5 protein-coding genes and 1 pseudogene are annotated in these 12,423 nt (G+C 33.8%); 2 read left to right on the plus strand and 4 right to left on the minus strand.

Annotation, left to right across the window (positions count from 1 at the left end):
- The first annotated feature begins 53 nt into the window (after positions 1 to 53).
- Positions 54 to 1,034: a thioredoxin-disulfide reductase gene (trxB, locus tag GQR97_RS11865; RefSeq protein ID WP_158848628.1), complete on the plus strand. Its 981-nt coding sequence runs from the start codon at positions 54 to 56 to the stop codon at positions 1,032 to 1,034.
- Between the two features lie 123 nt (positions 1,035 to 1,157).
- Positions 1,158 to 1,343: pseudogene (locus GQR97_RS11870) on the plus strand (aminotransferase class I/II-fold pyridoxal phosphate-dependent enzyme); the annotation flags it as partial.
- A 34-nt stretch (positions 1,344 to 1,377) separates the two neighbouring features.
- On the opposite strand, the gene GQR97_RS11875 reads toward GQR97_RS11870, so the two are convergent.
- The 4 genes from GQR97_RS11875 to GQR97_RS11890 form a co-directional block, all read right to left on the minus strand.
- Positions 1,378 to 6,270: a T9SS type B sorting domain-containing protein gene (locus GQR97_RS11875; RefSeq protein ID WP_158848630.1), complete on the minus strand. Its 4,893-nt coding sequence runs from the start codon at positions 6,268 to 6,270 to the stop codon at positions 1,378 to 1,380.
- A 123-nt stretch (positions 6,271 to 6,393) separates the two neighbouring features.
- Positions 6,394 to 8,841: a T9SS type B sorting domain-containing protein gene (locus GQR97_RS11880; RefSeq protein WP_158848632.1), complete on the minus strand. Its 2,448-nt coding sequence runs from the start codon at positions 8,839 to 8,841 to the stop codon at positions 6,394 to 6,396.
- Between the two features lie 3 nt (positions 8,842 to 8,844).
- Positions 8,845 to 11,565 carry a T9SS type B sorting domain-containing protein gene (locus GQR97_RS11885; protein WP_158848634.1) on the minus strand — a complete coding sequence of 907 codons (2,721 nt, stop codon included), beginning with the start codon at positions 11,563 to 11,565 and terminating at the stop codon, positions 8,845 to 8,847.
- Positions 11,566 to 11,594: 29 nt separating this feature from the next.
- Complete coding sequence (locus tag GQR97_RS11890; RefSeq protein WP_158848636.1) at positions 11,595 to 12,419, minus strand: ABC transporter permease; 825 nt, start codon at positions 12,417 to 12,419, stop codon at positions 11,595 to 11,597.
- Between the last annotated feature and the right edge of the window lie 4 nt (positions 12,420 to 12,423).

Here is a 12,423-nt window from a genome sequence, read left to right on the forward strand (position 1 = left end):
TGTTGTACCAATTTCATAGTTAAATTGGTCTTAATCAAAATTTAATAGTAATTATGTCTGATACAATAGAAAAAGTAAAGTGCTTAATTATAGGATCGGGACCTGCGGGATATACAGCAGCAATTTATGCCGCTAGAGCTAATATGAGTCCTGTGTTATATCAAGGAATACAACCAGGAGGTCAATTAACAACAACAAACGAAGTTGAAAATTTCCCAGGTTATCCAGAAGGAGTTACAGGACCTCAAATGATGATGGAATTACAAAAACAAGCAGAACGTTTTGAAACAGATGTGCGTGATGGTTGGGTTACTAAAGTTGATTTCTCTGGTGATGTACATAAAGTTTGGGTAAATGATACTAAAGAAATACACTGCGATACTGTAATTATTTCAACAGGAGCTTCGGCTAAATATTTAGGTATAGAATCTGAACAAAAATATTTAAAGCTAGGTGGAGGTGTTTCTGCTTGTGCTGTTTGCGATGGGTTTTTCTATAGAAACCATGAGGTTGTTATTGTAGGAGCAGGAGATTCTGCTTGTGAAGAAGCTCACTATTTATCTAAACTTTGTAAAAAAGTTACAATGTTAGTGCGTAGAGACGAATTTAGAGCGTCTAAAATTATGGCTGCTCGTGTTAAAAACACAGAAAATATTGAAATTTTATTCAATACGGAAACAGAAGAAGTTTTAGGTGACGGACAAGTAGTTACTGGAGTAAGAGTTTCAAATAATAAAACGAAAGAAACTCAAGATATTCCTGCAACAGGATTTTTCGTAGCTATTGGGCATAAACCTAATACAGATATCTTTAAAGACTTTATTGATATGGACGAAACAGGATACATTAAAAATGTACCAGGTCGTGCTTTAACAAATGTTGAAGGAGTCTTTGTTTGTGGAGATGCTGCAGATCACGTATACCGCCAAGCTGTTACAGCTGCAGGTACGGGATGTATGGCTGCTTTAGATGCAGAACGTTATTTAGCGGCTAAAGATTCTACTTTTGAAGTAAGCACTTCAAACTATAACTAAGAGTCTTTCAAAATAATTTTTTTAAAACCGAAGCTATTAGCTTCGGTTTTTTTATTCCTTGAGAGTTTTAGAATGAAGTTTTTATTCGAAAGAATTCGGGATTTGTTATATGGTGCTTAGTATTCTCAAGATATGGCTAACATGCTTTTAGAAGAGGGTATTTATGTTATAGGGTTCTTTTATCCTGTAGTACCAAAAGATAAGGCTCGAATAAGAGTACACTTATCTGCAGCACATACTAAAGCCCATATGGATAAAGCTGTAAATGCTTTTATAAAAGTTGGTAAAAACTTAGGTGTGATAGATTAAATTATAATTTTTAAATAGTGGGAGCTTTTTATAATTAGCGTTTCAAAGCAAAATGACCTCGCAAATCAAAAGCATTTCCATTCTGAATTATTTGAGCCAAATACCAGTAATCATCCGATGGCATATTATAGCCATTAAAAGTCCCATCCCAACCATCGGATGAATGGGTGAGTGTTTTTAATAGTTTGCCATAACGATTATAAATATATACAACGGTTCCTGGTAATTGATTTGCTCCAACTACGTGCCAAGTATCATTAAATAAATCGTTGTTTGGTGTAAAGAATTTAGGTATATCAAAAATAAATACACTTCTAGTTTCGTCCATGCAACCATTTAAATCTCGGACGGTTACAAGGTGCTCACCATAAGGCACATCTGTAAAAACGTTAGAGGTTTGTGATTCACCATCGTCTAGAATATAAACATAATCGCCAATTCCTCCAGAACGAATATTTACTGTTATGCTATTAGGGTCTGTAAAATTTGTTGTTGGTGGTGCAATATCAATAATAGCAGAATCTGATTCTGCAACTATAAAATCAGCGCTGTTAGAACAAGAATTACCTATAGGATAAGATCTTGTTACGGTTACACTGTAATTTCCAGGAGCATTTGGTTGAATAATAATTTCTGATGTTGTTTCTCCTGTAGACCATAAATAAGTATCGCTAGATTGTCCTGTATTTGCACTAACCGTAATAGGGGAATCGTTACAGATAGGAATAATTTTATCTATATCAATAAGAGGTAAAGGATTAACATATGTGTTAAATTGAGTAATGTCATAACATTTAGTAACACTAGACTCTAATCTAGCATAAATTGTTTCTCCATTTTCTGCGGTATATAAACTACTTATAGTATTTATCTTTTCGTCGGCATCGGTAACATTATTGTAATAGGTAATTACGTGCGTACTTGGGTCTTGACTGCCAAGAATAATTGAATTAGCATTCGTTAAATCGAATTCAAAAAGACCATCGAAATCATCATCACACTCTATTAAATCTGCAGGTGTACTTGAGGCCCGTGGATTAACATAGACTCTTAAGTTAAAGGACGTAACAATGTGGCAGCTGTTAGCAATATCAGTCACTCTTGCAAAAAGTGTTTGATTTAAATTAGTGTATTTATACATGCTTTCCAGAGGTAATTCATTTCTTTCCGCTGCTTCTTCGGTTTCATGGTATGAAATAGTAACGGTGCTCGTATCATCTACTAGGTGCAAATCTACTTGTGATAAATCGTAAGTATCAGTTGTATTATCGCAAATCGAGATTGTACCTATGTTTAATATTTCTGGCGGAGGATTTACATTCAAATCCTGTGGAATAACACTAAAACAGCCTGTTAATGTATTCGTTACTTTTATGTATACTGTTTGTGTATTGGAATCAAATGCTGTTGGATCTAAAATTTCATTTGTGTTATCAAAACCATTATCATTTATATCATTAAGATTTTCATAATAATTAATTACAAGGTTTGATTGAATTCTATCGTAAATTTCAAACTCGGCATCTTCTAAATTAAAAGATGTAATGCCATCATAATCCTCATCACAACTAATTAATGGTCCTGTAACTTCAGATATATCTGGTGCAGAAATAATATTTAAACTAAGTGTTTCTACTACAAAACATAAGGAATCATCACTTTCAATTCGTACATATATAGTTTGTGGGTTTACTGCGTTGGTGTAATTCGAGTCCGTTAAGGCATTCGTATTGTTTTCAGCTTCTAACTCAGTTAAGTGATAGGAAATGTTTAATGCATCTGGTATATCTTTTGTTATTTCTTCTGTTTTTGTATCAAGGTCGAATACTGCAATTTCGTCGTTGCTAATATCATCACATATTAAATATTGAACTGGTGCATTGTAAACTGGTTCAGGGGCTACTTGAATAGTAAACGATGTTGTTTTAAAGCAATTGGCATCTGTTATATTCTGAACGCTAACATAAATGGTTTGCGATGGTGTTATGTTGTTGTAAATACTGTTTTTATCAATAGGCATTGTAAGTGCAATATCTTCAAAATAATAGACTTCTTTTCCGAGTTGCCCATTTAAAATTTCGGTGTCCTTTTCAACTAATAAAAAGTCCGCCGTTCTATCTCCGTCTACTTCGCATATTTCATAGTTTGTAATTTCTGGAGGGTTGGGTAATGTATTAACAATAATTTGTTGTTCAACAATATTATAACAACCAGAGCTACTAGTGCTACTTTCTACTCTAACGTATACGGTTTGCGATTCAGCATTATATGATGTTGGCGTTTCTATTGGATTTGTTAAATTATTTGCATCTTCTAAGTTGGTATAATAGCTGAAGTTGAGTATCGAAGGATCTGCAACTATTTCGCCATTTTTATCTTCTAGATTAATAATAGAAAAAGCATCGTCATCGTCGTCGCAAATTACAAAGTCGGAAGGGGTTGTAGCGGCTGGAGCTAGTAGTATTTCAATTTGGAAAGGATTAATTGTTGCGCATCCTGTTGCTACATGTTCTATACGAGCATATATGGTTTCTAAACTATTTGTATTCGTGTAGAAAGGTGGTAGTTGGTTTGTGTTGTTTTCAGCATGCGAAAGTTCGCCAAAATAAGTTGCTTCAAAATTAGGGTTATCATTTAATACAATGTTGTCTAATGAATGTAGATCAATACTAACAAAACCATCATCGTCGGAATCACAATATGGTAAAGGTACGGATGGTTCAAATAATAAAACGGGATTAATAACTAATGTAATATCCGAAACTTCAGAACAACCACTGTCGGTATCTTCTATAGTAATAAAAAGTGTGGTAGGACTTTCAGCAGTAAATAAAGCTGTTTTGTCAAGCGCATTTATATTGGCATCCCTATCGGTTTCTTCTTCAAAAAAGCTAACAACAATGGGGTTAGGTAATTCGTTTGCAATATAAGTTTCTACAGAGTTTAGATTGAATTGTATTATGTCGTCTGGGTCTTCATTTGTATCACAAATTGCGAAGAACCCGGTGTCCGTTCCAGTTAAAAGTAAATTTGTATGCACTTCTAGCGGAACAATTGTTGGACAACCGGTTGAATCGTCAACAATACGAACATATAGAATTCTATATCCAGGTTCGGCTACTGCATTTGTGTATTGATAGTTCGTTTCGTCTGCTATAGGATTACTTCCAGTTTGTGCATTATTAAGACTTTCGTGGAATGTAACTGTAACACCTGTTAGACCTCCTAGAATATCTGCTATAGATTGTGTTAAATCGAAACTGGCAGAACCATCTAGATCACTATCACAAGCATTTAAAAATTGTGTATCTCTATTTACAACAGGGCTTATGGTGATATTAATATTAAGCTCTGTGTAGTTTAAACAGCCTGTTTCGGGGTTAAGTATTCTAGCATAAACGCGTTCGTTTGGAGTATTTATGTTTTGATAAGGCGTTGGTATTGGGTTTGCACCAGTATCCGCATCTGGTTGACTGTAATGATAGGTTACCAATAAAGCGCTGTTTCCTTGGGTTATTTCGGTGTCTTTTTGAGTTAAATCAATTATGGCATAACCATCAGATAAATTATCTGTATCACAAACTTCTAAATCTGTAGGTTCAGTTATTATTGGTAATGGATTAACAATAAGATCGAAGTTAGTATAAGCAAAGCAACCAGAGCTTGTATCTTCAATACGAACAAAAATATTTTGTGGGTTTGATAAGGAATTTGGTATTGGTGTTAATATTCTGTTGGTGTTAGTTCGTGCTTCCGTTTCAGAATAGTGATACGAGAAGGTATAGTTTGTAAACGGAATATTAGCAATTAATTCAGCTGATTTTGTTGATAGATCGAAAATTTCAATTTCATCACCACTGCTGTCATCGCATAATTCGTAATCTGTAATTGGTGTAATTGCTTCTTCAGTATTTAAAACTACAACTATTTCATCTTCTTCAATACAGTTACTTCCATTTAAAGTGACAGTTACTTCAACTCTATATGTCCCACTTTCAATAGCAGTGTAGGTTGGCATTAAGGCTCCAGTGATTTCAATATTATCCTTAAACCATTTATAAGAAGCAAAAGAATTATTAATATCACCATCCAAAAGCGCCGAGCTTTCACAGCTAGTAATATCATCTCCTAAATCAAGTATTTTAAAACTGTCTCCTTCAATAAATACAGCAGAATCAAAAGTACCATCTGTTTGATCTGCAATAACCAGTTTTACATGGTAAGATACATAAGGTGTAATTGTTGTAGATGCAGTTAAAACGGTTGTTCTACCTATATAATTTGTATCTCCATTATTATAACCTGCAAAATATTCCTCATTTTCGGCAGCACATGCGGGTAATAAATTAGGGTGAACGGTGCTTGTGTTTACAGGTGTTGTTGTACCAGGAATAATGGCTATGTTTTCATAAGGAGCAGCACTTCCTGTTTCTTTTATTAGAAAAGCAAAACCATCGGAAACTTGACATGGATTTATACCATCATAATCTTCGGAAGCAAATAGATAGTTAAATTGAAATTGTCCAGAAATTGAAACAATATCAAACTCAATTGATGTTGCATTTTGCGTGTTTGATGTTCCTAAGGCAGTTTCTAGATCGGGATCTGTTCCCCAAACGGAAGAGCCTTCACTTAATGGAGGTGTAATAAGTTCGTTTCCACCAGAATTTGCAGCTCCAGTAGATAGCATAATGCCACGTTCAAAAGGGAAGTTAGAGCCTGCACGCTCAAAATAACCATAACTTTCAAAACCATACGAAGACCCGTTTATAACAGATTGAATATTTGAAATATCAACACAGCCATCTACTAAATTATCTTCAACTAGAGATTGTAATCCTACACTACTATCTACAGATATTTTTTGTGCATTAGAAAATTGACTAAAACATAAGATTGAAATTAAGAAAGAATAGAAAAACCTCATGTTTAGAAAGCTGTTATCAGGATTTGAATAGTTGCTATTAATGTATCAAAAGTATTCGTTTTTCAATTGAAATTTTAAAAATTAAGGTAAACTGCAATTTAATAAGGTTTTAGGGCTGCTAGGTTAATACTTTAACGTAAAATGATCTTTAAATATTCTACCATCTTCAAGTTTAATTGAAAACCAATAATCATCACTTGGTAATTTGTGACCATTAAATAATCCGTTCCAACCATTTTCCAAAGGGCTTAATGTCTTAATTAATTTACCAAACCTGTTATAAATTGTAATCTCGGAGTTGGGTTGGTTTTGGCTCGAAATACCGTAAACTTGCCAAGTATCATTAAAGCCATCATTGTTTGGTGTGAAAAATTTAGGAAATCCTATAACAAATACCTTTTCATTTATAACACCACAATCGTTTTTTGCGTCTTTAACAGATACGTTATAAACACCTGGACGGACGTTTTCAAACACAAATTCACTTTGGTATGGAACCACCACCACATTATTACTGTCAATTAATCGATACTCATAAATGCCTTCACCAGAAGTTGATACGGTAATGGTGTTGTTGTTAGAAACATCTTCTACTTTTATATCGTTAATTTCCGCAATGCCAGAAGCTTCAACGGTTATTGTTTTCGTTTTTGAGCAACCCGTGGAGTTTGTTACAGTAACATTATAAACACCAACTTCATTAACGTTTATTGCATAAGTGGTTTCTCCTGTAGACCAATTGTAGCTATAATTATTAGGCGAATCGTTTACTATACCGGCATTAAGTTCTATGTACTCAGGGTATGTGTTTAAGCAATAATATAAAAGAGCATCTGAGTCAATTTCTGGTAATTTAGCCACTGTAAGTTCAACCTCACTAATACCATAGCAATTATTGGCATTTTCTACTCTAGCAAAAATAGTTTGGTTGTAGGCTACTGTATTGGTGTAGTTTGAATTTAATTCATTTGTTTCTAGTAGAGCATCGTCATAGGTTTTATAATAAAATATATTTAAACCAGCTGGAAGTCCATTAATAACCTGGTTATCGGCATCGTTTAAGTTGAAAGTTTCCAAGCCATCTTCTACACCATCATTATCGCATAAAGCAAGCGCCGCATTGTTTGAATTTGTTGTGCTTACTGCCAATGTTAATTCAGAAAAACTAAAACATCCAGTTAGTGTATTAGTGACTTCAACATAAATAATTTGTGGATTTTGGCTGTTTAAAAAAGCATCACCATTTATTTCTAACGCTTTAGCATTATCTGTAAAAAAACGTACAGATCTATCCGGTGTGTTACCTGTTAAATTTGCTTCAGCCTCAGTTAAATTGAAATTTGTAAAACCATCAGCCGTGCCATCTTCATCACATTGAAGTAAAGTATCGTTATATGCTTCCGGATTAGGATTTGCAATTAAATTGAAAGAGGTTATACTTCTACATAACGGATTTATTTTATCTTCAATACGAACAAATATAACTTCGTTAAAAGCCGTTGTATTGTAATATGAATCAGGATGCGGATCTGTTTTTGATTCAGCATCAGCTGAAGATTCATAATAAGTAAGATTGAAATTATTAGGGTCTTGTCCATCTAAAATTTCACCGTTTTTTGAAGATAAGGTGAAAGTTATGCGTCCGTTTTTATCATTTCCATCGTCTAGATTATCACAAAGAACATAATCTGATGGTTCTACAAAACGTGGTCCTGTGTTTACAATTAGGTCAAATTCTGATATTTCGAAACAGCCCGTAGAATTGTTTGTAATTCTAGCGTATACGGTTTGCGGATTGGAAGTATTTGTATAAGGCGAGCTCAGTGGATTAACGCCTATTATAGCATCGCTTTCAGAATCATGATATGTAATGATAGCATCCGTCTGAGTTCCTGTAATTAAAGGTGTGTTTTCTTCTAAGTTGAAGGCTGTAAAACCGTCATTATAAGGTAAGGTAACATCGCAATTTTCGATATTTTTTGAGATAGAACTTGTTGTTGAAGCATCTGTCGGTGGGTCTGAAAACTCGGCAGTTCCTGTCCATTCTAAATTAAAGGCACTATTACCAATAGGTCTATCTATAACTATAAAATAGGTGTCTCCAGCTGTTACATTAAGCCAACTTACAAAACTGTTACCGTTAGCGCCTGGTCCTTCAGAAGTATCACTAGCGGTGCCATCCATACCTGTGTAATTATTGGTTGCTCCAGAAGAAGATGGGTTGGTGGTAGAGCATCTAATTGCTAATCCTAAATTATTACAGTCGGCATTTGGACCAAATACAAAAAAATCGTAATCTTCGTTTATAGAACTGCTAGAGGGTTTTAGTGTAAAGCCAAGTGTACCATCGGTTATTGGGGTAACTTTTAGCCAAACACTATTGTTTTCTTGACTGCTACAGTTTTGTCCAAAACCGAGTTCTTGAGTACCAATTCCGTTTACATTTAAGTTAATGTTAGAATTACCACATACTATAACAGCATCGCTACAATCTGTAGGGTTTTGAGCAGAAATTTTTATTTGAAAAGCAAAGCTTATCAGTATAAAAAGGGAGAATTTATTTATTTTCAAAAGTTAATATTTTAAAGTGAAATGGTCTTTGTATATACGGCCATCTTCCAATTGAATTGCAAACCAATAATCATCGGCAGGTAATAATGCGCCATTAAAACGACCGTTCCATCCGGTGTCTTCGGGGCTTAATGTTTTTAATAATTTTCCGTAGCGGTTATAAATTAAAATTTCCGAGTTGGGTTGATTATCACTTGATATACCGTAGATTTTCCATGTATCATGAAAACCATCATTATTAGGTGTGAAAAACTTTGGGAATCCTATAACATGGGCTTTTTGATTAACAGCACCACAATCGTTTTTTGTATCCTTTACCGAAATGGTATAAACACCAGGAAAAACATTTTCAAAAACGGGTTCACTTTGGTATGGAGCAATTACCACATTATTACTATCTAATAGTCTATACTCATAATCACCTTCACCCGAAGCTATAACAGTAATGCTATTATTTTTAGATACATCTTTAATTTCAATATTATCTATGGTTGCAATATTGGCTCCTTCAATAGTAATTATTCTACTTTTAGAACATCCAGCAGCATTTGTAACGGTAACATTATACGTGCCTGTTTCATTGATATTTATGGTATATGTATTCTCAGATGTCGACCAATTGTATGTGTAATTGTTTGGAGTATCGTTTATTAAATCTGCATTAATAGCAATGGTTTCTGGGAATTTATTAATACAATAGAAGAAAAAAGCTTCAGTTTCTATTTGTGGTAATTCGTTAACTGTGAGTTCGATTTCGCTTATACCATAACAGTTATTAGCATTTTCTATACGTGCATAAAGGGTTTGTGAGTAAGCTGTTATATTGGTGTAAATGTTGTTTAGGTTGTTTTCTTCTAATAAGGCATCCGTATAATTTTCAAAATACAAAATAGTTAAACCAGCAGGTAATCCATCTGTAAGTTGTATATCGGCATCATTTAAATCGAAGGTTTGAAAACCATCTTCAGTTCCATCATCATCGCATAAAATTAATTCGGCATCTTTAGAATCGGTGGAGCTCACCGCAATGGTTAATTCAGAATAATCAAAACAAGTGGTTGCTGGATTATAAACTTCAACATAAATAATTTGTGGGTTAGATGTGTTATTATAGCTCGTACCATCTATTTCTATAGTTCTGGCGCTATCTGAATAAAAACGAGTTTCTAAGTCTGCCACATTTCCTGTTACAGCTTCGTTGGCTTCGTTTAAAACAAAGGTAGTTCTGTCGTCTTTTAATCCATCTTCATCACATTGTAATAAAGTGTAATTGAAGGCTACGGGATTTTCGTTAAAATTCACATAAGCTTCTCCTTCTAAAGCACAGTCGCCGTTATTCGGGTCGATATAAACTTCGTAATGTCCGCTGGTATCTATAAATAGGTTAGCACTAGATTCAGCAAGCGGTAAACCATCTACAGACCAAGTATACGTGGCGCCAGTAATATCATCGGCTGCTAGGGTATAAGTATCGTTTTCGCACAAATCTAAATTAACAGTGCTTTTTTTATTTTGAATAATATCAATTTTTGTATTGAAAAAAGACTGAATAAAAGGAGGTAAACCTTGCGAGGATAAGTTAGGCGATAAGTTTACGGCATTATGCTCATAATTACTTGCTACTCCTAATTCGTTTGGATTGTTTATTACCGCTAGATATGGTAAACCTTGTCTGTAAGTGGAACTTAGTGCCCTATAGATTTTTCCGTTTGGAGCAAGTTGTAAACCACCTCGAAAAAGTTGTCTATCATCCAGAACTACAGCAGAATTTATAATATCTGGTGCGAGTAAATTATATTGAATAAGCTTCGATTCATGGTTGGCAGGGTTTTCATTGTTTTGGGGATTACTGTTATCCGAGAAATCGTTATATGTGCTAGCATAAAGTAATTCACTATTAGGAGAAAATTCTAGACCATAGGCTTTATTTGCAGAACCTGATATAGGTATAAGTAGCTGGTTGCTAACAATTCCTGTCGCTACATCAAAATCGTATAAATACATACCGTTTTGTACGTTACTGCATGCCATCTTAGTGCCATCTGGAGATAGTTTTAAATAGCCTCTATAATCTATAAAAATGGAAGACGGTAATTTAAATGTCGATTTAATAGGAGCATTTTGTACGCCAGTGTTGTCAACTTCGTAAGCATAAAAAGTGTCTAAATCTCCCTCGTTTCCATCGACCGATGCAAAAGCAATAACCCAAATAGAATTGGTGATACAATCTTTTAAAACGGCGGTTATTTTCTCAGAACAATCGTTTAATAAATTAACGTTTTTAGTAGTAACTTCACCTAAGCCACCATCTAGAGTGATATCAACTTCAGAATAATTTAATCCAAAATGGGTTTCGTTATTATTGTGGTCGTCTACTGTAAAAATGTAGTAAATATTTTCATCGTCTGGTTTGGGAACAATAATAGCCGATTGCGTACTCGAAGGATCTCCAAATAAACCACTACCATTGTTCATGATATCGTGGTTTCTATTCCAAACAGTTGTTCCATCTGTATAGAAAAGTAAATCTCCAAATTCATCAGAAATAGTTGCACAACCTTCATATGTGTTTAATTTTCCATCGGATAAAGTTGAAATACTATTAGAGGCTAAATCAAATTTAATGCCGCTGTTGTAACCAAAATACCAGGTAGATGCTTCACTTTGAGCGTAGATGTTAAATCCAACTAAAAAGAATAATGCGAGTAGTATGTTTTTTTTCATCTAGATAATAGCAATAGCTATCAAATATATTACAAATCGCGCTTTTTTAATAATTTAAACGATAAAAATACAAATAGTGCGGTCCAGCCAAGAACAATAGCGATTTCATACCAATGCACTAAATAATCGTAAGCTAGTTCTGCCTTTTCAGGGAATTTGGACATTGCCACGCGTTGAAAAGGTTGTTCTATTAAATTATACATAGATTGTAAAGGGAAGAAGTTTTGGATTTTAGTAGCCACATGATGATCGAATTGCCATGTAATTAATCCGAAAATAATCCATTCAGAAATAAACAAAATAAATAAGAATGCTAATGCAAAAGCAGAACGTTTTACGAGCATTCCTAAAAATAAACACAAGCTGAAAAAACCTAATAATTTTACGAAATAAGCCAATAGAAAATTGGTTTCTCTAATAATAATTCCGAATTCGGTATAGCTAGAATAATACAAGCCAATACAAAGTGATATAAGCCCAATTAACACTGTAGAAATTAAGGAGAAAAAAGCAATAGCATAGAATTTAGATAAAATAAATTCCTTTTTGCTTAAGCCGTCAATTAAGTTTTGTTTTATGGTTTTGTTACTGTATTCGTTACCAATCATGCTTACCACTACAATAGCGAAAAAGAACTTAAACTGCGAAGCAAAAAAGGTGGTTAAATGCCAAATTATTGGAAAGTTAAAAACACCTAGTTCTCCCAGTTCTAAGGTGAAGAAACCAAAAACATTTATTTTTATAGATGATAAAAGAATTACGAAAAAAGGTAAAATAAACGAAACAAAAATTAAAATTTTGCTAGTTCTATTTAATAAAAGCTTTTGTAATTCTAGGTTTAAAAGTCGTAACATGTGC

The organism is Algibacter sp. L1A34, assembly GCF_009796805.1.
GTDB lineage: Bacteria > Bacteroidota > Bacteroidia > Flavobacteriales > Flavobacteriaceae > Algibacter.

What these genes read in the sequence shown, in the direction of transcription:
- GQR97_RS11885 (WP_158848634.1), bottom strand. Translation starts at nt 11,565, where the DNA reads ATGAAAAAAAACATACTACTCGCATTATTCTTTTTAGTTGGATTTAAC.
- GQR97_RS11890 (WP_158848636.1), bottom strand. Translation starts at nt 12,419, where the DNA reads ATGTTACGACTTTTAAACCTAGAATTACAAAAGCTTTTATTAAATAGA.
- trxB (WP_158848628.1), top strand. Translation starts at nt 54, where the DNA reads ATGTCTGATACAATAGAAAAAGTAAAGTGCTTAATTATAGGATCGGGA.
- GQR97_RS11875 (WP_158848630.1), bottom strand. Translation starts at nt 6,270, where the DNA reads ATGAGGTTTTTCTATTCTTTCTTAATTTCAATCTTATGTTTTAGTCAA.